General features: G+C 69.3%; 20 protein-coding genes. 2 read left to right on the forward strand and 18 right to left on the reverse strand.

Features of this window, described 5'->3' with window-relative positions; all coding sequences use genetic code 11:
• Window positions 1–17: 17 nt before the first annotated feature.
• From ABT009_RS38220 to ABT009_RS38265, 10 genes are all read right to left on the reverse strand, one after another.
• The gene (locus ABT009_RS38220) at window positions 18–536 is read right to left on the reverse strand and encodes an aromatic-ring-hydroxylating dioxygenase subunit beta (protein WP_351305737.1); all 519 of its coding nucleotides are present in this window, start codon (window positions 534–536) and stop codon (window positions 18–20) included.
• Window positions 536–1,852, reverse strand: coding sequence for an aromatic ring-hydroxylating oxygenase subunit alpha (locus ABT009_RS38225; protein WP_351305739.1), 1,317 nt, complete (start codon window positions 1,850–1,852; stop codon window positions 536–538). Before ABT009_RS38225 ends, ABT009_RS38220 begins: the two co-directional genes overlap by 1 nt.
• Window positions 1,853–1,855: 3 nt before the next feature.
• Window positions 1,856–2,893 (reverse strand): dihydrodipicolinate synthase family protein, encoded by a 1,038-nt coding sequence (locus tag ABT009_RS38230; protein ID WP_351137585.1) that lies wholly within the window; start codon window positions 2,891–2,893, stop codon window positions 1,856–1,858.
• A gap of 36 nt (window positions 2,894–2,929) precedes the next feature.
• Window positions 2,930–3,772 (reverse strand): DODA-type extradiol aromatic ring-opening family dioxygenase, encoded by an 843-nt coding sequence (locus ABT009_RS38235; RefSeq protein ID WP_351305741.1) that lies wholly within the window; start codon window positions 3,770–3,772, stop codon window positions 2,930–2,932.
• Window positions 3,769–4,023 carry a hypothetical protein gene (locus ABT009_RS38240; RefSeq protein ID WP_351137581.1) on the reverse strand — a complete coding sequence of 85 codons (255 nt, stop codon included), beginning with the start codon at window positions 4,021–4,023 and terminating at the stop codon, window positions 3,769–3,771. Before ABT009_RS38240 ends, ABT009_RS38235 begins: the two co-directional genes overlap by 4 nt.
• Window positions 4,024–4,077: 54 nt before the next feature.
• On the reverse strand, window positions 4,078–5,244 hold the full coding sequence (locus ABT009_RS38245) for an alpha/beta hydrolase family protein (RefSeq protein WP_351305743.1): 1,167 nt from the start codon (window positions 5,242–5,244) through the stop codon (window positions 4,078–4,080).
• A 68-nt stretch (window positions 5,245–5,312) separates the two neighbouring features.
• The gene (locus tag ABT009_RS38250; protein ID WP_351305745.1) at window positions 5,313–6,512 is read right to left on the reverse strand and encodes an NAD(P)/FAD-dependent oxidoreductase; all 1,200 of its coding nucleotides are present in this window, start codon (window positions 6,510–6,512) and stop codon (window positions 5,313–5,315) included.
• Entirely contained in the window at window positions 6,509–6,715 is a 207-nt protein-coding gene (locus ABT009_RS38255) for a ferredoxin (RefSeq protein WP_351137574.1), read from the reverse strand. The genes ABT009_RS38250 and ABT009_RS38255 overlap by 4 nt, the downstream gene beginning before the upstream one ends.
• A 30-nt stretch (window positions 6,716–6,745) precedes the next feature.
• Window positions 6,746–7,945, reverse strand: coding sequence for an amidohydrolase family protein (locus ABT009_RS38260; protein WP_351305747.1), 1,200 nt, complete (start codon window positions 7,943–7,945; stop codon window positions 6,746–6,748).
• Window positions 7,942–8,529 carry an amino acid synthesis family protein gene (locus ABT009_RS38265; RefSeq protein WP_351305748.1) on the reverse strand — a complete coding sequence of 196 codons (588 nt, stop codon included), beginning with the start codon at window positions 8,527–8,529 and terminating at the stop codon, window positions 7,942–7,944. Before ABT009_RS38265 ends, ABT009_RS38260 begins: the two co-directional genes overlap by 4 nt.
• A gap of 550 nt (window positions 8,530–9,079) precedes the next feature.
• On the opposite strand from ABT009_RS38265, the gene ABT009_RS38270 reads away from it, so the two are divergent.
• A complete protein-coding gene (locus tag ABT009_RS38270) occupies window positions 9,080–9,541 on the forward strand; it encodes a tetratricopeptide repeat protein (RefSeq protein WP_351305750.1) in 462 nt (153 codons plus the stop codon).
• 256 nt (window positions 9,542–9,797) lie between these two features.
• Here ABT009_RS38270 and ABT009_RS38275 read toward each other — a convergent pair whose 3' ends face one another.
• From ABT009_RS38275 to ABT009_RS38295, 5 genes are all read right to left on the reverse strand, one after another.
• Window positions 9,798–11,768 (reverse strand): DUF2264 domain-containing protein, encoded by a 1,971-nt coding sequence (locus tag ABT009_RS38275; RefSeq protein WP_351305752.1) that lies wholly within the window; start codon window positions 11,766–11,768, stop codon window positions 9,798–9,800.
• 17 nt (window positions 11,769–11,785) lie between these two features.
• Window positions 11,786–12,907 (reverse strand): LacI family DNA-binding transcriptional regulator, encoded by a 1,122-nt coding sequence (locus tag ABT009_RS38280; protein WP_351305754.1) that lies wholly within the window; start codon window positions 12,905–12,907, stop codon window positions 11,786–11,788.
• 52 nt (window positions 12,908–12,959) lie between these two features.
• Entirely contained in the window at window positions 12,960–14,624 is a 1,665-nt protein-coding gene (locus tag ABT009_RS38285; protein WP_351305756.1) for a type 2 periplasmic-binding domain-containing protein, read from the reverse strand.
• A 99-nt stretch (window positions 14,625–14,723) separates the two neighbouring features.
• Window positions 14,724–15,584 carry a carbohydrate ABC transporter permease gene (locus ABT009_RS38290; RefSeq protein WP_351305758.1) on the reverse strand — a complete coding sequence of 287 codons (861 nt, stop codon included), beginning with the start codon at window positions 15,582–15,584 and terminating at the stop codon, window positions 14,724–14,726.
• A gap of 83 nt (window positions 15,585–15,667) precedes the next feature.
• Entirely contained in the window at window positions 15,668–16,522 is an 855-nt protein-coding gene (locus ABT009_RS38295; protein ID WP_351305771.1) for an ABC transporter permease, read from the reverse strand.
• A 589-nt stretch (window positions 16,523–17,111) separates the two neighbouring features.
• Here ABT009_RS38295 and ABT009_RS38300 point away from each other — a divergent pair.
• Window positions 17,112–19,283: a UvrD-helicase domain-containing protein gene (locus ABT009_RS38300; protein WP_351305760.1), complete on the forward strand. Its 2,172-nt coding sequence runs from the start codon at window positions 17,112–17,114 to the stop codon at window positions 19,281–19,283.
• A gap of 78 nt (window positions 19,284–19,361) precedes the next feature.
• Here ABT009_RS38300 and ABT009_RS38305 read toward each other — a convergent pair whose 3' ends face one another.
• The 3 genes from ABT009_RS38305 to ABT009_RS38315 all read right to left on the reverse strand — a co-directional run bounded on the left by ABT009_RS38305 (window position 19,362) and on the right by ABT009_RS38315 (window position 25,958).
• A complete protein-coding gene (locus tag ABT009_RS38305; RefSeq protein WP_351305762.1) occupies window positions 19,362–24,653 on the reverse strand; it encodes a PDDEXK-like endonuclease domain-containing protein in 5,292 nt (1,763 codons plus the stop codon).
• Window positions 24,654–24,966: 313 nt separating this feature from the next.
• Window positions 24,967–25,290: a hypothetical protein gene (locus tag ABT009_RS38310; protein ID WP_351305763.1), complete on the reverse strand. Its 324-nt coding sequence runs from the start codon at window positions 25,288–25,290 to the stop codon at window positions 24,967–24,969.
• Between the two features lie 74 nt (window positions 25,291–25,364).
• Window positions 25,365–25,958 carry an Rv1352/Rv1906c domain-containing protein gene (locus ABT009_RS38315; protein ID WP_351305765.1) on the reverse strand — a complete coding sequence of 198 codons (594 nt, stop codon included), beginning with the start codon at window positions 25,956–25,958 and terminating at the stop codon, window positions 25,365–25,367.
• Window positions 25,959–26,130: the final 172 nt, after the last annotated feature.

Consider the following 26,130-nt stretch of genomic DNA (forward strand, 5'->3'; position numbering starts at 1 on the left):
AGTGCGGCGGGAGCCGGCTAGACGAAGATGGACAGGTTGTGCGCGTTGATCAGCGACTGGTCGAACGCCGCCCACCTCCGCGCGAGCCGCCATCCGTCGCCTTCCTTACGGACGGTGTCCTTCCTGGACAGTGAGTAGAAACTGGGCGTCGGGCTGTCTCCTCGGCTTCGGTAGATGAAGCAGTTGGAGTGCACGAGGTACTCGTCCGGCAGGTCCGTCGCGTCGACGAGCACGTTGGTGACGTAGTGGCGGGTGCGGGAGGGCGGCTGCTCGGCCCAGGAGAAATCCGTCTCCAGCCGCCGCACGCGCACCTCCAGCGTCTGACGGTCGTCGTCGAAGATGCGCGAGGTGGGGGCCAGCTCCCAGTCGGCCTGGGCCTCACGAGTCACCCGGACAGGCACCTCGTAGGTGATGTCGTCGGTGAGCATGGCCAGCCAGTCACGGAACCGCCGTTCGTCGAGGGCGAGCGCCTCGCGGTACAGGAACGCCTGGATGTCGGCCACCGTGGTGTGGTCCACGGGGAGTTGGTCGCCCATCACGCCTCCCCGGCCAGGTAGTCGCCCCAACGGGTCCACAGATTGCGGAAGTTGGTGTCGTTGACATAAGGCGTGACGACATGGCCGGGACCGGCGAATTCGGGGTCGGGCTCGCTGTGCATGCCCATGATGTAGGGGAAGTCGAGGTCCTTGACCATGGTCGCCCCCGCGGACTGGGTGACCTTGGTCCAGTTCTCGAAGTCGTCCTGCTCGAAGGTTCCGGCCTGTCCGAAGGCCAGGGTGTAGGCGCGGTAGGCCTCGGACTTGTACTCCTCCGAGGCGTTCTTGGGCACCAGACACCAGGAGTACATCTCCATGCGTCCGGGGCCGGCCGGGTGGTAGAGCCGCATGGTGACGAAGCGGACCCCCGGCTCGCCGGGCACCAGGCTGAAGGGCTGCATGAGGAAGGAGAGGTTCGGAAAGACCGTGCCCACCGCCGTGCGGGTCCTGGCGAAGACCTCGACCTGCTCGGGCGTCAGGGTCTGTTTCATCTCCTCGACCAGTTCGTCGGGAAATCCGCCGAAGGCCGGGAAGTTGGGGCTGTGGCCCAGTCCGATGCCATGGCCCTTGCCGGGGATGCTGACGGCCCAGCCCTGGCTGTGCGTGGAACCCGACGACGGGAAGTAGCCCAGGTTGAAGCCCCACTGATGAGCCACGGGGGTGTGGTAGCCGTCGCCGGCGAAGTTCTCGGCGCAGATCTTCCAGTCCGTGTCGGCGATCCAGTGGTCCGGCGGCCCGTGCACCTCGCAGCCGCCGAAGCCGTGCTTGAGGCAGAGGTCGAGGTAGAAGCGGAAGTCGCCCAAGTACTCGGCCAGTGTGGGGGCTTGCCCGTCCAGCGTCCCGAAGACGAGGCCTTCGTAGCTGTCGACGCGGACGCTGACCAGGCCCCAGTCCTTGCGCTTGAGTTGGCCCTCGTAGCCCTCCTTCATGTAGGGCACGCCGATCAGTTCACCCGAGTTCTTGTACGTCCATCCGTGGTAGGAACAGCGGAAGTGCGAGGCGTTGCCCATCTCGGACTTGCACATCACGTTGCCGCGGTGCCGGCACATGTTCAGGCTGGCATGGATCTCACCGTGCTCGTCCCGGGCGACGATGAGGTTGTTGTTGCCGATGGAGCGGGTGACGTAGTCACCGGGTGCGGGAATCTCGCTTTCGTGGGCGAGGAAGCACCACGCCTTGGAAAACAGGCGCTCCTGCTCGAGGTCGTACACGGCCTGGTCGTTGAAGGCCCGGGCGGGGAACCGGCCTGCGGTGATCCCCGCCCGGGTGTTCTCAACCCAGGCATCCAGCTGCTGCTGCTCCGCCTGTGGTGTCATCGGTCATCCCTGGTGCTTCGGCGTACGCGGCCCGAACCGCTTCTCGATCTCGGTCTTGATCTGCGCGTAGCGCTCGACGTGCTGGGCCGTGGTCTGGACGTGTACGTCGGGGACGAGGTCCTCGGTGTAGGGCGGGCGGCACTTGCCGACGTTGATGTAGCCGGCGCCGTTCACCCGGATCTTCTCGAGCGGGATGTTGTACTTGGCGAACTCCATGAAGTCCTGGCCGACGAGGAAGGGCTCGTGGGCCCAGCGCAGCCGCTCGGTCAGCCAGCGGGCGTCGTCGGTGCGGCCCTGCTGCAGCGCGTCGCGCAGCTCCAGGACGGGGCCGGGCCCCATGGCGGTGGTGGAGGACCAGGCCATGCCGACGAGCTCCTCGCCGTACAGCTCCCAGGCCGGGAACCAGTCCGTCTCGATCGACATCAGCGGGAAGCTGGTGCCGGTGTGCGCCATGTCGTTGTGGTACCGGAAGCCGACGGAAGCGCCACCGGCGTACTTGACGGCGACGACCTGCGGCAGCTCGACGAGGGTCTTGTACACGCTCCGGGGGATGATCCCGCGGAAGGCAGCGGTGTTGTCGTAGACGACGATGGCGAGTTCGGGCACGGCCTCTGCCACGTCGCGGTAGAAGCGGTCCATCACCGGGGCGACCATCTCGCCCCACATCGGCCGGCCCAGCAGCGTGCCGGTGACACCGAGGTCGGCGAGGTACTTCATCCGGGCCACCGTGTCCCGGGTGTTGAGCGTGGTGGCTCCGATGAAGAGCGGGAAGTCAGGGTCGATGGCGCGGGCGGTCTCAGCCGCGCAGGCGGCGAAGGCCTTCCACTCCTCCAGGGTGAGGGTGGCCATCTCGCCGAGAGTGCCGTTGAGGGCGATGGCGTCGACGCCGTCGCGGATGAGGGCGCCGATCATCCGCTCGGTTTCCTGCAGGTCGACGGTGTCGACGGCGTCGACGCGCTCGGCGCCCGGCAGGGCGGGGGTGGGCGGGTAGGCCATCACGCCCCGCATGTCACGGCCGGTGACCTTGGGCAGCTTGCTCATGTGGTTTCTCCTTGGACAGTGGAAGGGAAGGGTGTGTCACAGCCGGGCGGCTGCGACCGCGGTGCCCGTGAGCCACTCGGGCACGGGTTCGTAGGCCAGTACGTCGAAGCCGGTCTGGGCGGCGCCCGCGGCTGCGAGCCAGGTGCGGATCTCGTGCGCTCCGTTGCCGGCCGCATCGATGTCGTCCTGGGTGTAGTCGGTCAGGCGCGTGGGGTCTCCGGACTCAAGGCGTGAGACGAAGTCACGGTCGAAGTCCACGTTGATGGAGCCGGATTCCGGCAGGCCCACCCAGTGCGAGAGGCCTCCGGTCGCCAGGACCACGACGCGCGGGGCGAAGCTCTGGGCCTCGACCGCATCACGGATCATCCGTCCCAGGTCGTAGCACCGCTTGGGGGTGGGCCAGGGCGGATTGACGCCGTTGACGATCACCGGGACGAGCGGATACTTCGAGTCCGGGTCCAGATGCTTGAGCGGGACGCAGAAGTTCTCGTCGAACTCCAGGCCGCCTTCGACCAGGGCGGGGTCGAACTCCGCCCGCAGAGCGTGGGCGTACAGGTGACTGCCCAGCTCCGCGTGACCGGGGTAGTGGTGCTGTTCGACGTTGAGAAAGGCGGCCATCTCCGCGGTGGTGGGCCCCAGATAGGACTTGGCCGTGGCGATGGCGAAGGACGGCAGGTTGCCGAGGTTGAAGTTGGTGAAGTGCTCCACCGAGACGGCGATGACGGCGTCGGGCTGCAGATCTTCGATCCGCTTGCGCACCTCGGCGTAGGCGTCTTCCACGGTGGCGCGGACATCGGCGGGTACCCGTTCGGGCCAGCCGGTGATGCCCGGCGAGTGGGAGGCCGCGAAGACTCCCACGATGCGTCCGTTGCGGCTCATCGTTGCGTCTCCCCTCGTATCTGGGCGTAGTACTGGGCTCGGTCGACCTGGAGCTGGATGGCGCAGAAATAGAGCAGGTAGGGGTTGATGCCGCTCTCGTACAGGGCCTTGAAGTCGAGGTCCTTCATCCACTGCCGGTATTCGCCGTCGATGCCGTACGAGTCGAGGACGGCGTCGGGGTCGGCCTGGTAGGCGTTCTTCACCTCTGGATCGCGGCGGATCTCCCAGAGGAGCTGGTGGATCGCGTACACGAAGTCACCTCCCTGTGGCCTGGGGCCGGTGGGTGCGGGGCGTGACCAGGGGGCTCAGGCCATCGTCTGGTCGGCGTCGAGCTTGTGGAGGAACCAGTCCGCCAGGCGGGCGGTGGCCACGGAGAAGTAGTCGTAGCTGCAGTGCAGCGAACCGGCGCCGTCGTAGATGTCGACGGTGACATCCTTGGTGGTCAGGGCGTCGATGAAGCGGCGGGCGCCGGCGATGTCCATGATGATGTCGTCGGTGCCGTGCATGACGTACACGGGGATGGACAGCTTGTCGGCGACGCCGTCGAGGGTGAACGCAGCCAGCTTCTCGCGGGCCTCGGCGTCGTCCTTGGAGCCCGACAGCCACTGCAACTGCTGCTGGAGCGGCGGGTAGAACTCGTAGAAGTCGGTGAGGATGCTCCACGTGCCACACCAGGCGGCGACGGCCTTGATGCGGGGTTCGAAGGCGGCGGCTCGCGGGGCGTAGTAGCCGCCGAAGCTGACGCCGGCCACACCGATGCGGTCGGCGTCGACGTCGTCACGCTGCTGAAGGAAGTCGAGGATGGCAGCAACGGGGACTTCGTAGTCGGGGCGGCTGAACAGCTTCTTGAAGCGCAGCGAACTGCCCCGGCCGGGGGTGTCGACCATGACCACGTTCATGTCGCGGGCGGGGAACTCGGTGCCGCCCATGAAGTACAGCTCCTCGGCCCAGGAGTCGGCGCCGCCCAGGAACAGGACGGTGGGCCGGCGCTTGCCGGAGTTGTCGGGGCGGACGATGTAGCCGTCCATGGTGATGCCCTCGAAGGGCACCTTGATGCGCTCGATGACACCGTCGGAGAGCTCGACGGCGCGCTGGAAATTCTTCGTGCCGGTGGTGTAGGCGAGTTCGCGGCGCGGGTCGTCGGAGTTGAGGAAGAACTCCGAGTGACGCCAGTAGCCGCAGGAGCGCATGAAGGCTCGGCGGGCGGTGGTGATGTTGCCCTCGGCGAGGGCGGCTTCGGCCGCGGCGGCGACCTCCTGTGCGGTGCGGCTCCATTCCTTCTGCCACAGTTCGCCGTCGGTGCTGGTGCGGCCGATGCGGGCGGCGGTGCGGGCACACTCGAACAGGTCGGAGCCGCCGACGGCGACCTGTGCCAGCAGACGCATGGTCTGCAGCGACCAGTCTTCGTCCTGGGGGAAGAGTTCGATGGTGGAGAGGGCGTCGCGGTTGGCGGCGACTGACGACTGGGGCATGGGGCTTCCTTTGCTCGGTAGATGTCCGGGCCGAGCTGCCGGGACAGCAGCCGGCGGGCAGAGGATGGTCAGGGCGTTGTGGTCACCGGGGTGGTGCTACTGCCGGTGATCTCGCGGAAGTCCGCGCGCTGCGCGATGGCGTTGCGCAGGGTGGCGAGCTGCCGGGGGGCGTTGACGCAGACCGCTCCGCGGATGGTGCCGTCGCGTCCGTAGGCGGCGACGAGCGAGTTCTCGTCGCGGCGCAGTACGGCGATGGTGTCGTCCGGAGAGATGCGTCCGACGCAGCGCAGCTTGGCTTCGAACTGGTCGGTCCAGAAGTAGGGAACGGACTCGAAGGGATCGCTTACGCCCAGCAGTGTTCCCGCCGCGTGTATGCCCTGTTCGACGGCGTTGGTCCAGTGCTCGACACGCATGGTCTCGTCGAAGACGTTGTTGTGCCAGCGGGCGACGTCGCCGGCGGCGACGACCCCTGGAACGCCGGTGGACAGGTCCGGCTCGCAGCGCACACCGTCGGCGAAGCCGACCGACGAGCCGGTCAGCCAGGCCGTCGCCGGAATGCCGCCCACTCCCACGAGGAGCGTGTCGGCGGTCAGGGTCTCCCCCGTGTCGAGCAGCACGTGGGCGCGATCGCCGACCGCGCGCAATGAGTCGACGCCGGTGGAGCAGACGATCCGGACTCCGTTGCGCTCGTGCAGATCGGCGTACCAGACCCCTACCTGTTCTCCGAACCGGTACATGGGGGTGGGCATGACGTCGACGACGGTGACGTCCAGGCCGAGAGCGCGGGCGGTGGCCGCTGTCTCCAGGCCGATGAATCCGGCGCCGATGACCACCAGGTGACCGCCACGCTGCAGTGCCTGACGCAGCATGTCCGCGTCGTCGTAGGTTCTGAGGGTGTGTGCGGTCGGCATGGACAGGGTCATGGGCATCCGGCGCGATATCGATCCGGTGGCGATGACCAAGCCGTCATAGGTGAGGGAAGTATCGGACCCGAGCCACAGTCGGCGGTCGCGGGTGTCGAGGGCGGTGGCTGCCTCTCCGAGTTGCAGCGTGACGCCTCTTTCGTCGAACCATTCCCTTGCCCGCAGGCGCAGCGCCGATTCACTCAGCCCTGCGGCGAGAGCGTCCTTGGACAGCGGGGGCCGGGTGTAGGGAAGCCGGTCTTCCGCGCCGACGAGGACGATGCCCCCCTGGAAGCCCCGTTCCCGCAGGGACTCGATGGCGCTGACGCCGGCCAGGGAGGCTCCGACGACCACGACGCGGTTCATGCCGCGCCCTCCACGCGTATGGCCTGGGCCGGGCAGCAACGTGCCGAAGCCTCGGCGTGGGCGCGCAAGGTGTCGTCGGGGTTCTCCAGTCGCAGCACGGCGGTGTTCTTGTCCTCGTCGAAGTCCCAGAGTTCGGGTGCTTCGATCAGACAGTTGGCGTACCCCTGGCACTTGGCCGATTCGAAGATGACGTGGAGGGACATGACACGCTCCCTGGTTGCTTGTGGTGCGGCCTAGTGGCCGGCTGCGGACAGGTGCGGCATCGGCGGGGTGACGTCGACGAGGCGAGCGGCGCGCGGCGTGTTGCGGCTGGCCAGATTGCGCAGGACACCCTGGGTGACGACCGCGGTGATGCCGGGGATGTCGCCGATGGCGAGGGCACCGAGCGCGTCCGGGGCGGTGGATCCCCAGGGGGCGTCCATGACCACGAGATCGGCTGCCGCCCCGGGGGCGATGAAGCCTGCGGGCAGGTCCCACGTGCGGGCGTTGTTGCCGGTGGCCGCGGCCCACACCTGTGCGGGGTCGATGCCGGAGAGCGAGGAGAGCTCGGCGACGGTCTTGATGACGCCCAACGGCATCACGCCGGTACCGGTCGGGGTGTCCGAGCCGATGACGACCCGATCGAAATGGCCTTCCTCGTGGCACCTACGGAGGATGCGGACCGCCGACCGAAGATTGCCGGCCTGCACGAGCTGCAACGCCATCCGCGTCTCGTCGATGATCTTGTCGACGCCCTCGACCGACAGTGAGGTCGGCCCCCCGTTGACATGCCCGCACACGTCGGGCGCCAGGTGCAGCAAGTGGTCCGGGGTGATCGGCTTGCTTCCGGGGATGCTGGCTCCACCGGAGTGGCACATCACGGTGATGCCGTGGGCCTGGGCCGAGCGCACCTGGTCGTATCCGTCGGCGGGGTCCTCGTACAGGCCGAACCCGAACTTGGCCAGCCGCACGCCGGCCTTCTCCAGGTCGGCGAAGTCCTCGTCGCTCAGGCTGGGCTCCAGTACCACGGAGCCGGCGTGAACGGTCATGCCTCCGGGATGGAAGTTCCTGAAACACGACATCGCGGCGATGGCCAGCGCCTTCACACCCGTCGCGTCGTGCGGGCGGCCCTGGGCGTGAATCTCGCCCGGGGACACCACACTGGTGATGCCGCCGTGCACGTAACTGGCGAGGAAGTCCACGGTCTTCTGCCGGGGCGTGTAGTCCCCCAGCACGACGTGGCAGTGCGAGTCGATGAGACCGGGGGCGACGGTCGAGCCGTTCGCGTCGATCACCACCTCGGCGGTGTCGACGAGGCCGGCGAGATCACCGCGCCGGCCGACCGCGACGATCAACCCGTCCTCGCTCACCACGGTGTCTGCGTCGGCGATCAACGGGCTGCGGTAGTCACCGGACAGCACCGTGCCGGCGCCGACGACAGCGAGGGTGCTCATGACGTCACCCGCGCCTGCGCCTCGGCCTTCGACAGCCCGCCCACACGCGCGTTGATCCGGCCGCGGTTGGCGACGACCGCGATGATCACCAGTTCGTCGGGGTGTGGAGCGTCGGGGATGCGCACGGTCATGGCGTCGTAGTGGCTGCGCACCCAGATCTCGTCCTTGAAGGCGAGAGGTACATCGATCGTGGCGTCCGTGCCGGAGATCTTGGTGACGGAGGTGATCCAGGCATCGCCTCCGCCGATCGCCTTGCGCAGGGCATTGCCGAAGGTCGAGGTGACCGCGGCATTGATGTGCTCCTGCTCACCAGCAGTGCCAACCAGGCCGCCCTTGCCGTAGCTCTCCGGAGCAGAGCCGAGCAGGCGGACCGCTTCCTGGCCGAGATAGGTGCCGATCTCGTCGGAGGCTTCCACGATCGCAGAGAGGTCATGGACGAAGCCCTGGCCGGCGAAGGGATTACGGACCACCGCGCACACCGCCACCTTGCGCAGCGGGCCGCCCTCGTCGCTTTCCCCAGCCACCGACCGGATCTCTTCGATCTGCGCAAAGGTTTTCCGCACAACCAGGCCGCTCACATTCACTCCTTCGTCGTAGGGCCCCGGCGGTCCCGTCTCGCTGGGGTGACACGAAGAACGGTATGAACGGCTGCCAGGCCTGCGCCGTCCCCGAACGGGTGTATTCGCTGCAGCAGACCGGCCCGGCAAGGCACCTGGTACCGGCAGTGACGAGCACGTCCAGGAGCAAGGAGAATCCGCAAGTCCTGCGGCGTTGATCAAGCCTCGCCCGGTCCGTCTGATGCGTCGGTCCCGTCAGCGGTCTGCATCCGATGGGTGCCGTCAGGCATGCGGTGGAGCAGCGGCCAGTGCGACCGCAGCGGGAGCGCACGCTGCCAGCTGTGCCTCAGCAGGTGCCTGCCCGCGTAGGGGTCTGGTGGGTGATGCCTCCTGCCCGGGCCGATGGGAGGATCCTCGTTGCACCACTTCGTGGGACGCCGTCGGTGCAGGCCGAGTCTCAAGGCTCCTCCTCACGCAAAAGGCCGTAGTCGAGCGACCAGTTGTTCTCTCGAGCCTGAACTGGGGCGTTTCCTCGCCAACTTGGCCAATCAGGACAGCGATCCGGAAAAGCTGCTGGGTGGCCGCCGAGGAGGCCATCACCATCGGTCGCCGCTGGACCGAGGACGGCGACCTCACGGATCGCGATGTGGAGCTTGCGGGAGCCCTGCACAATCTCAGCCTTGCGCTCGCGGACTTCGGGCGCCACGCGGATGCGGTGGCCCCCGCGCAGGAAGCCTTGGAGATCCGCAGACAGCAGGCCCAGTCGGCACCCGGTGCCTTTGAGAAGGACTTCGCCGATCCGCTGATCCATCTCAGCACGCGGCAGCGGAAGGCCGGCAGCCTCGAAGAAGCCGTCGAACAGGCCGAGGATGGCGTCGAGGTCTTCCGGAGGCTCGCGGCCGAGGACCCCGTCGCGCACGAGCATGCCCTGTGCGACGCCCTCGCACGGCTCGGGCTCGCGCTCGTCGCCGTCGGGCGGACCGAGGCGGCGCGCGAAATCCACGCGCAGGCGGCGGCACTGACGGCCGCGTATCGGTGAGAATTCCGAGGAGGCCGCGGCGCTGACCGAACTCGCCCAGGCTCTGCCGACCGGTGCCGAGAGAGGCGGACTATGGCGCCGCATCGCCAAGACGCGCCGGGGGAAACGGAGTTCTTGACCGCCCCCGGCCCCGTGCGCGGAAGTGCCAGGTCATGTGACTTCGGTCTTGGTCTTTCGTGCGGCTCGAGCGCCATGGGTGACAACCTTCCTGCTTCACGCCCCAGTGGGGCGGGATCGACTCAGGGCAGAGTTGTGCTCATGACAGATCTCGATTCCCGGTCGGCCCCTGTACCACCACCTCCTCCTCGGTCCCGTCGCCGAAGCGCACGACGACAACAGCACGATCGACGTCGTCTTCCGTGACCTGCGCGGTCACTGCGGCTCGCAGTGACTCGGCGGTGCATGGCCCGTCGGTGTCGTCACCCGTCAGCACCACCAAGGTGACCAACAGCCCGCTGCCGTCCGCGAGATCGGGCAGGGTCAGATACGGGGTCGCCGAGTGGCGCCCGCAGGCGTTCGCGTCCGTCTCGTGGGCGACCGCGCTCGTGGCCGCGTCCCAGCCGTGCAGGCCGACGATCGCGCTCGTCAGGCCGTCCGCCCTGCGCGCCAGGCCCCAGCCGGGACCCGAAGCTGTGATAGGCGGTTCGTCGTCCGCCAGCGCCCATCCGCCCTCGCGAATGCCCGCACCCGTCGCCCCTTGGACGTGGTGCACGCGCACCTCCCAGGGCCCGTGCACCACGCTCGTCGTCTCGATACGGCTGCCTTCGGCGGGAGCGTGCCACGAGGCGGCGCGCCGCCCTGCGGCCCCCAGCGGGTGGATGCGGCCGCGACGGGAAGCGGTGCCGTCCGCGTCGATGAGCGCGATGTGGTTGTCGACGCCCGCGGCCCATGCCGCGTCTCCCGCGTCCGGTGCGGCCGCCGTCGCGTACCCGAACTTCGCGTAGTGCGGGTTGTCCTCGGCCTTGGCCGGCAAGGGGCGCAGGCGGTCGCTGCCGTGGTTGACCAGCCGTACGATCCCGTCGGCGGCCGTGGAGTGCAGCAGCCAGCCCGGTTCGGGCAGGGCCAGGCACGCGTCGGCGGTGTCGACCGGGCTCGGCTCCTCGACGGCCGTCCACGCGGGATGGTCTTCGGGCAGCAGCAGGCCGAGGAACGCCTTGCTCGCCCAGTACGGCGAGGCGGGCCCCGAGTACCGCTGCGTGACCGGCTCGAACTCCCCGTACCAGCCGAGCGTCAGCAGCCCGCGCTCGTCGGGGACGCCGCGCTCGGCGAAGTGGCGGAGCGCGCCGGAGGCGATGCGGCGGGTGCGGCCGGGGGGCAGTGGTGTGGCGTCGGCGAGGGCGCCCGCCCACAGGGGTGCTGCTGTGGCGAAGCGGTAGGTGAGGGAGCGGCCCTGGTGGACGGGTGCGCCGTCGGAGCCGAAGAAGTACTGGTGGGTGGCGAGGAATTCGCGTAGGCGGGCGCGGTAGGTCGCGACACGTGACGGGTCCGCGCGTGGGCCCGCGATGCGTGCCCACAGGAGCGGGTACAGGTGCATCGCCCAGCCGTTGTAGTAGTCGAACTTCCGCCCGTCGCCGTCGCTGTACCAGCCGCCGCCCCGGTACCAGTCCTCGATCCGGTCGAGCCCGCCATCGATCTCCGCGCGGGAGTGCGGGGCCCCGACGGAGGCGAGGAACTCCTCGGTGACGACCTGGAACAGGCGCCAGTTGGAGTCGTTCGTCTGCTTGCCGACGAATCCGCCGAGCCAGTCGGCGACGCGTGCGCGTACCGCGTCGTCCAGCCGGTCCCAGAGCCAGGGGCGGGTCTCGTGCAGGGCGATGGCGATGGACGCGGCCTCGACCATCGGCTGGGCTCGGTCCTCGATGGGCGGCCATGCCTCGGGGCCGTGGGGATCGGTGCCCGCGGCAAGGCCGGCGGCGTATCGCTCGATGAGCGACGGGTCGACCTGGCCGCCCGCGCCGGCGATGCGGAAGGCGGCGAGCAGGAAGGAGCGGGCGTAGCCCTCGAGGCCGTCGGAGAGCGGGCCGGAGTGGCTGGCCCGTCCGGGCAGCCGGTACTGGGCGTAGCCGGGTGTGGCGTACGGGACGAGGGCGTCGAGGAGTCGGTCGGCGACGGTCTCCCAGTGCGCGCGGGTCCAGCCGGTGACGGGCGAGCGGAGGCGGTCCTCGGGCGGGAGGTCCGGCAGGTTGGGCATGGCGTCGCGCGGGAGGAACAGACGAGGTGCGGTCATAGGGAGACGAGGTGCGGTCATGCGGTGGGAGATCCTCCGTCGGGCAGGGCGGGGGCGGGCCCCGGCGGGGGCGGCTGGACGCTGTCGCGTACGACGATGTGGGTGCCGAGCAGGTGGTGGGTGCCGGCTGCGTGCTCGGGGTCGCGCAGGGCCAGCCGTACGGCGGACCTGCCGAGTTCCTCGGCGGGGGTGCGGACGGTGGTGAGGGGCGGGTCGAAGTCCTCGGCGAGCGGGATGTCGTTGTAGCCGACGACGGAGATGTCCTCGGGCACGCGCAGTCCCGCGTCGGCGACGGCCCGCAGCACACCGGCGGCGACCATGTCGTCGCCGGCGAAGACGGCGGTGAAGTCCGGGGCGCCGCCGCTCTCCTTGAGTAGGGCGGTCATGGCCCGCAGTCCGGCGGACCGGCCGAGGCCGCAGTCGACGACGTGGGCTGCCTCGGGGGGCAGTCCGTGCTCGGCGAGCGCCGCGCGATATCCGGCGACGCGGGCGTCCAGCGCGGTGTTGCCGGGCAGTGCCCCGACGAACAGGATGCGGCGGTGCCCGGCTGACAGCAGGTGCGAGGTGATCGCGTGGGCCCCCGCCTCATTGTCGAACTCCACGACCAGAGCGGGGATATCGGGCACGGGGGCCGGGCGGCCGCACAGCACCAGGCGCGCCCCGGACGCGTCCAGTGCCTGCGCGTAGTGCGCCACCCGTTCCCGGTACGCCTCGTCCTCGACGACGCCGCCGACGAGGACGACCAGCCTGGCCCCCTCCTCTCGCATGAGCTGCACGATCTCCAGCTCCCGCTGTGCGTCACCGCCGGTGGCGGCGACCAGGCAGAGCCACCCGTGGGCGGCCGCCTCGGCTTCGACCCCTTCGGCGACCTGCGCGTAGAAGGGGCTGGTCACCTGCCGTACGACCACGGCGACCATCTTGCGTCCGGCCCCGACCAGGGCCCGTGCGTGCGCGTTTGCCACATAGTCGAGCTCGCGGGCCGCCCGCAGCACACGGGCCCTGGTGGCCGCCGGGGTCTCGTAGTTGCCGCTCAGGACGCGCGAGACCGTCGCGATGGACACCCCCGCGCGGTCGGCGACCTCCCTGATGGTCACCCGACGTCCCTGACCGGCGGCCTCGGCCCCCGTGTTCTTCCCCATCCCCGTCCGCTCTCCTTCGTGCCGCCCCCGTCAGTGGTTTCCCGGTCGCTGATCAGTGGTTGGCGGCGTAGTCCTTGGCCAGCTCCTCGGCAATTCTGTCGCCACCCCGGCTGCGCCACTTCTTCACCGTCGCGTCCCACTCGGACAGCGGGGTGCGGCCGGCGATGATGCCGGTGACGGTGTCGTCGAGCAGGGCCTTGAGGGTGGTTCCCTGCGCGGTCTGCGTCTCGGACTGCAGCCCGTAGGACGCGTTGCGGATGGCGACGGGCACCACCTTCTGCTGCCAGGCGTGCACGGCGCGTACGGCGTCGGGCATGTTCGGCACGAACAGCACCTGGGGTCCTTCGGCGAGGTACTTCAGCGGCAGGTTGGTGTTGTTCTCGATCTTGCCGAGGTCGTTGGGTACGGGCGAGCCGTCCTTGCCGCGGGTGAAGTGGGTGCCTTCGACGCCGTAGTGCACGAGCTCCCACTCCTCCGAGCCGAAGGGCGCGGCGAGGTAGTCGAGGATGCGCAGCAGCAGCTGGATGCGTTCCTTCTTGGCCTTCTTCAGCACGGTGTAGCCGAAGGAGCGGCGGGCCGCGACGCTGCCGCCGGGGGTGCCGCCCACGCTGTACGGGAGGGCGGCGGCGGGCGTGAACTTGCCTTCCGAGTCGAGGTACTTGGGCAGGTAGGCGCCGAAGCCGTCCTGCATCGAGCCCACGCTCCCGCCGAGGTAGAGGGCGTAGAGGTCGGGCTGCGAGATCGAGGTGGCGTCGGGGTGGTAGGAGCCCGCCTTGCGCAGCTGGAGCTGGTAGGCGATGGCCTCCTTGTAGCGCTCGTCGGCGGCACCCGACAGGAAGGCGCCATCCTTGTCGACGGCCCAGCCCTGCGGAGCACCGTGGGCGGCGGAGTGCACGGCGTTGCCGAAGAGCGACCCGACGGCGGCCCCGAGCGCGTACTTCTTGCCGCTCGTCCCCTTCTTCGCGACCGCGGCGAACTCCTGCGACGTCCAGCCCTCCCCCACCTTCATCCCGGCGGCCTCGAAGTAGTCCTGGTTGAGCCAGAGCGTGGAGCCGGGCAGCGGACGCTCCAGCGGGATGCCGTAGATACGCCCGCCGATCCGGCCCATGTCACGCCAGGCGTGGGTGGGGATGTTCGCGAGGTTCGGGTAGTCCTTGGCCGCGTCGCCCGAGAGGTATGGGGTGAGGTCCTCGGCGCGGCGCTGCACGAACTGCGCCTCGCGGGGCAGCGTGAACCCGGAGAAGATGTTGATGATGTCGGGGAGTTCGCCCGCCTCGCCCGTCATCACGGTGGCCATCTTCTTCTGGTAGTCGGTCTGCGAGATGACCGTGTAGTCGATCTTCACGCCGAGCGCCTTCTCCACGGCCTGCCAGAACTTGTTCGACGAGGCGGCCTTGGGCGGCGTACCGAAGGACACCGACATGACCTTGATCGTGGAGCCGTCGCCCGGGGTGTCGGCGACCGACTTCACCAGGTCGGACGGGTATGCGGTGTATCCGGCCTGGACGCCCTGCTCGGTGGGCGCGAGATCGGGCGTCGGCCCGGAGAACGGGACGTAGGAGGGCCAGGGCGCCAACTTCTTGCCGGCGTTGGAGACTCCGCCGCCGCCCGAGTCGGAGGAGGAACAGGCCGTCAGGACGGAGGGGGCGGCGAGTGCGGCGCCGCCGACGGCGATGGACCGCAGGAGGGTGCGCCTCGACATTGAGGAACCGGACATGCGGGACTCCCGGGTGTTGGGGACTGGCTTGGTGGATGGGTCGCGCTGACTGACTGAGCTGTGCTGCACGAGCTGTGCCGACTGGCTGAGCTGTGCTGACTAGCTCTTGATGGCGCCGGTGAGGACGCCCTTGGTGAAGTACTTCTGGAGGAAGGGGTAGAGGAGCAGGATCGGCACGGTGGCGATCACGAGCACCGCCATCTGCACGGTCTGCGGCGCGGTGACCGTGCCCTCGCCGGTGGTGATGTCGGTGAGTCCGGACCCGGCCACGACATAGGTGCGGAGCACCTGCTGGAGCGGCCAGTGGTCGCTCTCCAGGTAGAGCGAGGCGTAGAACCAGGAGTTCCAGTACGCCACCGCGTAGAACAGCCCGACGACGGCGAGCGCCGCCTTGGACAGCGGGAGCACGATCGACACGAGCACCCGCCACTCCCCGGCGCCGTCGAGCCGCGCCGCCTCGTACAACTCCTCGGGAACCGACTGGAAGAAGCCCCGCAGGACCACCAGGTTGAAGACGTTGATCAGTACGGGGAGGACGAGGGAGGCGTAGGAGTCCAGCAGGCCGAGCCCCTTGACCAGCAGAAAACTGGGGATCATGCCGGGCGGGAACAGGAACGTGAAGAGGACGAGCAGCAGGACGGGCTTGCGGCCGAAGGTCCCGGGGCGCGACAGGGCGTAGGCGAGTCCGATGGTGCAGGCGAGGCTGAGCAGTGTCCCGATGACGGTCACGCCGGCGCTGACAGCGAGGGCGTGGGTGACTATGCCGCCGTCGAGGATGTCCCGGTACGCCTTGAGGGTGGGCTCCTCGGGCCACAGCACCCAGCCGCCGTTCGCGACGACCTCGTCGGTCGAGGCGAGGGACGTCGAGAGGATGACGAGGAAGGGCACGCAGACGAGCAGGACGACGGCGATGAGCGCCAGGGCCTTGCCGGCCTGGGTGACGGGACGGGGCTTCTCCATCCAGGCGGGTCGTGTCGGGTAGCTCGCTCCTGTAGCGCGGGTCTGTCGTGTGGCCGGGATCGCTCTTGTTACATGCGTCGACATCACCTGTAGACCCCCTGTTCGCCGAGGCGGTGGGCGACCTTGTTGGCCGCGAAGACGAGGAGCGCTCCGATGACGCCCTTGAACAGGCCCGCGGCAGCGGCGAATCCGTAGTCGCCGCCGACAATGCCCTGGTAGTACACGAAGGTGTCGATGATCTCCGCGGCCTCTGGGCCGACGGCGTCGCGCTGCAGCAGCATCTGCTCGAAGCCGACGGAGAGGATGTCGCCGAGCCGCATGATCAGCAGAAGGACGACGACGGGGCGGATGGCCGGCAACGTGACGTGCCAGAAGCGCCGCCAGGGCCCCGCGCCGTCGATGGCGGCGGCCTCGTACTGCTGCTCGTCCACCTGGGAGAGCGCGGCGAGGAAGATGATCGTGCCCCAGCCGGCGTCCTTCCAGATCACCTGGGCGACGACGAGCGGCTTGAACGCGTCGGGGTTGCCGATGATGTCGACGCTGTGCAGCCCCGCGTCACCGAGATAGCCGTTGACCAGGCCGGTGTCGCCGAGAACCTGCTGGAAGAGGGCGACGACGATCACCCACGAGATGAAGTGCGGCAGATACGCGACCGACTGCACGAACCGCCGGACCGTGCTCCAGGTGAGGCTGTGCAGGAGGACGGCGAGTGCGAGCGGCACGGGGAAGTAGAAGACGAGCTGCAGGACCGAGATCCAGAGCGTGTTGAGGACGGCGGCCCAGAACTCGCTGTCGCTGAACATCCGCTGGAAGTTGGCGAGCCCCGTCCACTGGCTGCCCCACATGCCGTCGAAGGGGACGTAGTCCTTGAAGGCGATGACGTTGCCGACGAGGGCCCCGTAGTGGAAGAGCAGGAAGTAGGCCAGACCGGGCAACATGAGCAGGGCCAACGCCCCACCGTTAAAACGTTTTCGTGCCGGTCGAGCGGGCTTCGCAGGAGCCTTCGAAGGCTCCTCTGCTCGCTGATCTCTGCGTTCGTGCAACGCGACGTCCACCGGTCCCCCTCTTCGCGTGACTCGGAGCGAGAGGAAATTAAAACGTTTCCAATGCGGAGTCAATGTCCCTGACACGAATTGGTGTTGCGCATCGGAGCGGTGACGAGGGGTGGTCGGGCGTTCGGCAGGGCGGCGCCGACCTTGGACAGAATCATGGGCCCAACCGCGGTCTCCTGGACCTCTGTACGTCAGTTACCGCTGTTCAGATTGCTGCTGTGCGGCTGACGGGACCTTCCTGGCTGCGCAGCCGGGAAGGTCCATGCGTGTGGCTGGGCCATTCTCGTTCACCGCGCCCCAGCCGACCGGAACGTCAGGCACCGACCGAAAGTCGGGCGCTCCCATACCTGACGTAGACGTCTCCGTCGTAGCTGGATCGGGCAGACAGGTCCTCTGACCTCCGCAAGCGGTCGGAGAGCCATAGTCTGAGGAGGTTGCCCAACCACGCCTGCCACCGCATGCCCCAAGGACACCAATGCCCCGACTCGCCCTCTCCGACGACTTCGTCGCGGACTTGATCTCGCTGCAGAGACCCGTGCAGAAGGAGGTCAACGACGCCATCCAGATGTTCCGGAGCATGAGTGTTCATCAGCTCCATGCCAGCAAGGGCATGCATCTGGAGAAGCTGGAGCAGGCGCGGGACTCTCGGATACGGACGATACGGATCACGAAGTTCTACCGGGGTGTTCTGTTGGCTCCCGACGACGGCAGCGAGCTGTACACGCTGCTCCGCGTCGCGCCGCACGACGAGGCGATCAACTGGGCCCGCAAGCGGGTGTACTCGGTCAACGGTGCCACAGGCGGGCTCGAAGTGCGCAACGTCGAGGCCCTGGAGCAGATGGAGACGTTCCTCGAACTGCAGGGGGACGCAACTCCCGCCCGTCTCTTCGAGCAGCACTCCGACACCGTGCTGCGCGACCTCGGCATCGACGAACAGGTGCGGCGCCTGGCCCGGATCTGTGTCACCGCGGACGACTTGACCGTCATGGCGCCGCCGATGATGCCCGCCGACCAGTACGAGGTGCTGGAGTACCTGGCGGCCGGATACTCCGCCGAGGACGTGTGGGAGCAGCTGATCGCCCCGCGCGGGCAGACGGTGCGGACGGCCGACGAACGGCCCGAAGTCACCCTCGCCGAGGCGATCCAGAACACGCCGAACCGCATCGTGGAGGTCACCGGGCCCGGCGAGCTGGAGCGCATCCTCAGCGAAGATCTCGCCCGCTGGCGGATCTTCCTGCACCCCGCACAGCGGCGCCACGCCTACCATCCCGGCTTCAACGGCGCAGCGCAGGTCACGGGTGGTCCCGGCACCGGCAAGACGGTGGTCGCCCTGCACCGCGTACGCCATCTGCTGCGCACCGGGCGCGAGGGCGACCGGATCCTGCTCACCACCTTTACGAACGCGATGGCGGCTGCACTGCGGGACAATCTGGCGCTGCTGCTCGGCGAAGCGGACGCACACCTTCTCGAGCGCGTCGACGTGACGACGGTGGACTCGGTCGCCGCCCGGGTCGTTCGGGAGGCACGGGGCAGCACGCCTAAGCCACTCTCGGCGGCTGCCGAAAAGAGCGCGTGGACTCGCGCAAGGGCAGGCGGAGACCTGCCTTGGGCGGAACAGTTTCTGTCGCAGGAGTTCCGCAATGTGGTGCTGGCTCAGGGGCTGCGGACGGTGGAGGAGTATCTGGGATGTGTGCGGCGAGGGCGCGGCACACAGCTCGGGCGGGTGCAGCGGGCGCGCCTGTGGCGAGTGATGCAGCGCTTCCAGGCCGATCTCGCCTCACGTGACTCGGCCACGTACACGCAGCTGTGCGACCAGGCCGCACGCCTCCTTGCGGACGGCAGTCCGCGCTACCGGCACATCGTCGTCGACGAGGCCCAGGACCTGCACCCGGCGCAGTGGCGGGTACTGCGCGCGTGCGTGGCGCCGCAGTCGGACGACATCTTCCTCGTCGGCGATCCCCACCAACGCATCTACGACTCCCGGGTCTCCCTGCGCTCCCTGGGCATCCATGTGCGGGGGCGCACGTCGCGACTGCGTCTGAACTACCGCAGCACGGAGGAGATCCTGCGTTGGTCGGCCTCCCTGCTGAACGGACAGCCGGTCGGTCGGCTCGGCGAGGACTACGACGATGGCGCCGACAGGGATTCGCTGCGCGGCTACCGCTCCCAGCTGCACGGGCGCGTGCCGTCGGCCCGCGGGTACGGCAACCGGGACGAGGAGCTGAGGGCGCTGGTCGAACAGATCCGGATCTGGGCCGAGCAGGACGGGGTGAAGCCGTCCGAGATCGCGGTGTGCGCCCGTTTCAACACGCTGGTCGATTCTGTGATCACACGGCTGCGGAAGGAGGGCATCGCGGCGGTCGCGGTCAAGGACGATCCGGGCCCGGAGGTGTCGGGCGTACGGGTGGCCACGATGCACGGCATGAAGGGGCTGGAGTTCCGCTGCGTGGCAGTTGTCGGTGTGACGTCCGATGTGCTGCCGTTCGCCCCGCAGGTGACGCCGGTGGCGGTTGATCCCGTGCAGCACGAGTCGGACCTGCTGGCCGAGCACTGCCTGCTGTTCGTCGCGTGCACGCGAGCCCGCGATGCGCTGGCGGTCTCGTGGAGTGGCGACCGGAGCCGGATGCTGGATCCCGTCGCCGGATGAAGTGAGACGCCGGGCCGCGCCCGCCCGGTTTCGGGTGAGCGCGACCCAGGATTTGTTCGGGCCTCTCAGCCCGGATGCTCAGGCCCGGATCTCCCGGATGACCACCTTGCTCGTCCTGCCCTCGGACGGGCTGTAGGAGATCTCCCGTCCCTCCGGCTGCCACATCAGCGCGTTCCCCAGCGGGGAGGACGGGGACACGACGTCCGCGCCGTCCGTGGGCAGTTCGGCAACCGTGTACACGGTGTCCCCGTCGACCTGGCCGTCGAATTCGAGGACGAGCAGCGCACCAGGAGTCACCATCTCGGGTGCCACGGCGTCCCTGCGGACAGCAACGGCGTCCAGGAAGGCACGCAGGAACGCGAGACGCTTCGTACGACGCTCACGCTGGTCGGCCTGGGTCTTCCGGAGGAAGACGAGGTTCGCGGCGTCGATGCCGTCGGGTGTCGGGTCTGCGGCGTCGACGGCGGCCTGCAGTCCCTGCATCTCACGGACCACACGCTGGAAGGCCGCGGCGGGAATCTCCCGTACGGGGATCGGGCCCGGGACGGGGCCAGACACCTGCTGCCCGTGGGCGACCTGTGGTGCGGCGGACGGGGTGCGCTTCGCGGCGGCGCGTGCCTCCGCCGACGGGCGGGCGGGAGCGGCCGCAGGTGCTCGGCGTACAGGTGCGGGTTGTGGCGTGGGAGGAGCCGGTGCCCGTCGCACAGGGGTCGGCGCGGGCTCCGGACGTGTCTCTGTAGTGCTGAACAGCACCGGTTCGGATACCCGGGAGCGAGGAACGTCGGAGGTGGGACGTGCGGCCCGCGGGCCCTCGTCCTCCGACGTGCCACTCCTCAGGGACCCGCCTTCGGACTGTGACTGCGCCTGTGCGGGCTCGAGGACCGCCTCCGAGTGGGACTCGGACCGGTCCTGCCCGGGCGACACCGTCCCCGTCTCCGGCTCCTCGGTGGCCGGCTCGATCCCCAGCCGCTCCAGTTCCGCCCACAGAGGCGCCAGGGCCTGATCCCGGTCCAGGTGGAAACGGCTGCCCCGGATGCGTACGAACGTCCAGTCGACCCGCTCCAGATCCCGCTGCCTGGCGGCCGCCGTCGAGGCGTCCTCGCCCTCGGCGAAGGCGTCGCCGTCGCACGCCACAGCGAGCCTGCGGGTCCCGCCCTCCACCACCAGGTCGATGGAGTGCCGGCCGACCCGGTATCCGGGGCGTACACGGTAGTCGCGGCTGGTCAGCTCCAGGTACACCTGCTGCTGGAAGAGGCTGTCGAACGCCTCGTGTCGTACGTCCGGCAGCACCTCGCCCTCGACCGAAGCGGTCTCCTCCTCCGTGGGCCGGGTGAGGTGGTCGAGCCACTGGCGGCGCAGGTCGTTCTCGTGGAACTGCTCGGTGCGCGCGCTGTGGAACACCCACACCTGGTCCTTGGCACGGGAGGCGGCGACGTTCAGGCGCTGTTCGTACGTCTTTCCGTTGAAGCCTCCGGGCACCGTACCGGCAGCCGTGGTCGCCGAGTTGACGCACGAGATGAACATGACGTGGCGCTCGTCGCCCTGGAAGTCCTCGGCGTCCCCGACCCGGATGCGGCGCTGCTCCCGCTGCTCGTAGTCGAGACGTTCGGCGAGCAGGTTCTCCAGTGTGTCGAGGTGCGCCTTGCTGCCGCGCAGGCTGATGACGCCCATGGTCTTGCCCTCGTACGCCGGGTCGGCGCAGCAGCGCACGACGGCGTCGACGAGCGCTTCGGCCTCGGGCAGGTTGACCAGACGGCTGTTGGCCCCGACGGCCTCACCGTTCTGGACGGGGACCGTGCGCACCGGCGGCAGACGATCGGCGCCGTACTGGCGCAGCGGCTGCAGTCGGCCGTTGTAGCAGAGCTCGTTCGAGAAGGAGATGATCTCCGGCATGCATCGGAAGTGCTCCTTGAGCATGAGCGTGCCGCGTCCCGCCGAGAGCGCCTCGGTGAGGTCGAAGAAACTGGACTCGGGGCCGAAGAGGCTGCGTACGTCGACCTCGAGACCGGTGAGCAGCCTGTCCCGGAGGTGGAAGTACTCGTCCTGCTTGAGACCGACGTTGGAGGGGCTGACCTGCTTGCTGTCACCGACGACGACCATCCGGTCGGCGAGCCAGCTGAGCAGCATGGCCTCCAGACCGGACTGGCTGGCCTCGTCGACGATGACGACATCGAAGATGCCGGGTTGGTCCATCGGCACGGTCTCGGCGACCTGGTGCAGCGGCATGATCCAGGCGGGTACCGCGGTCTGCGCCTTGCGGAGCGCAGCCTGGGCGTCGCGACGGTAGCGGTGCTGATACTTGCCCTTGATACGGCGGGCAGCCTGCTGGTAGGCGCTGAGCGCACGCGACTGGTCGCCCGTGAGCAGGCCCAGGCAGCGGTGCCAGGCGCGGGCCGCGGCGAGCCTCGCCAGCATGATGCGCGCCTCGTCGTCGGCCTCGGTGAGGAGCCTGCGCAGGGTGCGCTCGGCCTCCGGGTCGGTGAGCCGTTCCATGCGGTCGCGCCACGCGGACCAGGCCCAGGCCTCGGCCAGGGCGGGCAGCCGCTCGTCCCAGGCACGGTCCTGGGGTGTTTCGACGATGCGCTCGGCGAGCGACGGAAAGGCTTCCCGGACTCTTGTGAGGGCGACGTGGTGCTCGGCACGCAGCCTGGCCGCCTCCCGGACTTCGGCGATCTCCTGGCTGAACTCGCGGTAGCCGTCGGTGTCTCGGGTGCGAACGGCGTCGAGGGCCCGTTCCACCGCTGAGGAGACTCCGGGCCGGTCGCTCCACGTGCGCAGCAGTTCCTCTGTGCCGTTGATGAGACGGCGTGACTGCTCGGCGGCACGCAGCGTGGTCGCCGCACGGAGCAGGGCCCGTACGGCGTTCTCCACGCCCTGATCGTGCCACTCGGCGGTGGTGAGAGCCGGCGAGGTGGCGGCGGCAGTCAGTACGTCGGTGCGGGCGGCGGCGACCGCGAGGAGGGCTTCGAGCGCCTCGGACTCCTGCCGCAGTCGGGCGATACGCGGCCCGTGTCCCTGCCACGCCGCCGCGGGGCTGCCCCAATCCGACTCCACCTGACCGAGGCGCAGTTCGAGCTGGACGCGGGCGAGAACGACGGCAGCGGTGTCGACGTCCTCGGGAGCGCGGCCGTCGACGGCCACACCCTCCACGAACGGGCCCACGGCCTTGGCGAGTTTGGAGCGCATGCCGAGCGGCCCACGCAGCTTCTGCCCCTGCCGGAGGCCGTCGTGCAGCGCGATGGCGTGACCGAGTGCCGTGGCCGGGGCGTACTGTTCGAGGCCGCTGACCATCGCGCCTCGCAGCGCCGCCAGTGAGCCGTCGACCGCCGTGAGGGTTTCGGTGACGGCTGCGTGTCGGCTGCGCGTCTGCCAGTCCTGACCGGTGCTGACCTCACGCAGGAGAGCGGTGGCCCATTCTCCGGCCGCGGCGGCGAGGGACGCGGCTCGGGCGCGGGCGGCGGCGAAGGCGTCGAGGGCGGCCGAGATCCGCTGCTGCTCGCCTTCGCCAAGGCCGCGTACGGCGGTGTCGTACTGCTGGCTCAGCGGGTCCTGCCGCACCGCCGCGTGTGCTTCCTCGGCGGCGCGGACCACGCGGACGGCCTCCTCGAACTCGCCGGTGCCCGGCAGTTCGGAAGGGCCGGGCACCTCGGCGGCGAGGGCCTGGTGGTGCGGCGTGAAGGCGCGGGTGGCGTGCACCAGGCGCAGTGCCTCGTCGGCCTGCAGAGTGGGCTGCTCCTGCGGCACCGGACCGATCCAGGAGTATGTGCCGGCCTCCCTGGTCAGGCGCTCGGCGATCTCCTGGAGGCTGCCGCTGTAGTCGCCGATCTCCGCCTCGAAGCGGTGGGTCTCCTGCTCGCGCAGGACGGCCAGGTCGCGCAACAGGGCCTGCTGGTCGGTCCGGGCGGCGGCGAGCCGTGTCTGCAGCTTCTTGATCTCGCGCTGCGACGCCTTCGGGTCGTAACCGGCGTACTCGCTGAGGATTCTCTGTACGGAGGCCTCCAGCTCACGCTGGGCCGCCGCGCCGTCCTCCGTGCGGCTCACGCACAGGTCGCGTACCGACTCGGGCAGCTTGTCGCGCAGGACGCGCAGGGCACGCGGGGTGTGGCTGGTGATGAGGACGCGCTTGCCCTGGGCGAGCAGGTCGGTCACAAGGTTGGCGATGGTGTGTGTCTTGCCCGTGCCGGGCGGTCCCTGGACGACGACCAGGCGGTTGGCGCGCAGTCGTTCGGCGATGGTGCGCTGTTCCTCGTTGGCGGGCAGCGCGAAGTACATCTCGCCGGTGTCGCCGCCCTCCGTCCCGTCCTCGGCAGCGGCGAGATCGGCGGCGGTGAGGGCACCGTCGCGGCCCGCGACGTAGCTGAGCAGTTCGGTGGGGGGCACACCGCTGTCCACGTGCCGGGCGATGGCCTTGAGGGCGTCCAGGGTGCTACGGCGGTTGCGTTCGCGCAGTACGAGCGCGGGGGTGAGGCCGACCTGCGGCACGTCGAGGCTGCGCGGCTTGGCGCGCTCGAGGGTCGGCAGGTAGCTGCCCGCGCTGTGGGCGGCGTTGACCCAGCTGCGGAGGGCGGTGTGGACGGCCTCGAGGTGTTCCGGGTCAGTGACGTCCGAAGCGTCTTCAAGTACCTCGACGATGCTCTCCCGCACGGGGCCGGGGACGTGCTGAGCACCGTCCAGCATGCCCTCCTCGAGTTCGAGGCCGACGCCGGTCGGGTCGGGGGCGGCGGTGATGGAGCCGGTCTTCGGGTCGAGGTGGAGGGTGGCGCGGTGGGTGACGAGGTGGCGTTCCACGCGCTGGCCACTCGCGGTCTGCCAGGTCAACCGGCCAAGGCCGAGGACGAGTTCATACGCCTCACCGAGGTTGGCGGCGTCCTCGTGCATCTTGTGCAGCCGGTCGTACAGCCTGACCAGCGGATCGATGGCGCGGCGGCGTTCGGCCCAGGCGAGCCACTCCTGCTCCCAGGCGACGTACAGCTTCTCGATCTTCTCGCGCCGCGGGTGCTCGTCGAGCTCGCGGTACGTCTTCTCGAGCGGGATGCCCTGCGACCAGTCGGGGAATTCCGGTTCGATGCGACGCCTGAGATGCGGTGCCCGAGGCTGCTTGAAATCGCGGATGCGGGTTTCGTCGATCCAGGGTGCGAGCGCCGACTTGGGCTGCGGTGCTTCCTCGCGCTCCGGGCGGGCGACGGTGAGCCAGGCCGGTTCGTCGGTGGGCAGCACCCCGTCGAGCATCACGGCGACGCCGGGGTCGTCCGGCAGTTCCTCGAACCACACGGTCCCGGCCGCCCCGTCGAGGGTGCGGACGGGCCGTGCCTTGGACTCCTCGGCCTCGGCGAGGAACCGGAAGATCTGCCGGACGCGGGTGGCGTCCACGCCTTCAGCGACTCGGCCGACACTGTGTTGATACACGGAACCGACTGGCTTGATGCCGTCCCCCAGTGCTTCCCCACCCTGGTTCACAGACCACTCCACTAGCTGTTGATGGCCGGAACGCCGGCCGACTTGTGAAATCCCACCCCGGTCAACCGAGAGCATGGGTGTTGTGCGCGCCCCCAGCGCGCTTCCCATCTCGGTGTGTGCTCAACGCACAACGTGAGGTTATCAAGGATGTTATGTGAAGGAACGACCGTCAGGACTGGCGGTGGACCACCAGTCGAGACCGCGCGACGGACGATGAATCAGCAGGTCAGGCACCGGTGCGGTCCGACTTGCCACGGACCTGCTGATAGACGGTAAGGAACAGTTCCAGCTCCGCGCGCTCCGCGGGCGCGACCCGCCCGGAGGCGAGCCGCGCCCGGGCCTCGCTGTGGACGTGCCGCAGATGCCCGGTGCGTTCCAGGTGATGCCAGAGGAGGCGGAACGTCTGCTGGTGGTCGTAGAGGTCGGTCTCGTACGACCTGCGCGTGATGCGGCGGATCTGGTCCATCAGCGCCCGGAAGTTGGCCTGGTCGTCGCGGCTTGACAGCTGCGCCAGGTGGCGCTGGTACACCGTCACTTCCGGCTGGGCCACTTCGTACCACACAGTCCGTCCGCCCTCCCCCAGTGTCGGTCCTTCACCTTTCGCGGTCCGCTGAGCGACAGCCGTCAACCGACCTTCGTCCACTTCTGGCAACGGTTGGTCTTGAAGTACTCACCGTTGTTGAGCGTCACGCGTCCGGGACCCTCGAGGTTGTTGTTGGCGATGATCGAGCCGAACTCGCCACTGGCGTCCTTGGCCCGCTCCCAATAGCAGCCGAACTCGCCCTCCGGACCGGCGGTCTTGTACGTGCCGGCCTTGATGTCCTCCCCCACGAGGTACTCGCCCTCCCCGGCGAAGCTGCTCGCCTGGCCGGCCTCCTTGGTCTTCTTCGGCTTGGCGGTCACCTTCTCCGTCACGGTCGGGGCGGGCGCCGCCTCGGCGTTCTTGGTGGCGGTGACGGTGACGGCGGGCTTCGGCGCGGCGGTGTCACTCGCCGCTGCATTCGCGCCTTCGCCACTCGACCCGATCCCCGTACCGACAACGAGGGCGACGAGACCCACCGCGCCATGGGTGAGCCACGTCTTGCGGCGCGAGGGCTTCTTCACGGGCTGGGGCGGCACGGGGCCCCAGCCGACGGATCCGGCCGGGCCGGCCGGGCCGGCCGGGCCGACGGGAATGGTGCGGCCGGGCTCACCGGGCTGCGGAGTCTTGGTGGTCATCTTGGGTTCCCCCACATTCATCGAGGCACGGGGCGAAGGCCCCGGCAGGTTGTCGTGGCGCCGTTTCGGGGGGGGGGGGGGGCGGGCCCCCCCCGCCCCCCCCCCCCCCCCCCCCCGCCCCCCCCCCCCCCCCCCCCCCCCCCCCCCCCCCCCCCCCCCCCCCCCCCCCCCC

The sequence above is a fragment of the Streptomyces sp. NPDC002896 genome, from assembly GCF_040295225.1.
Taxonomy (GTDB): Bacteria; Actinomycetota; Actinomycetes; order Streptomycetales; family Streptomycetaceae; genus Streptomyces.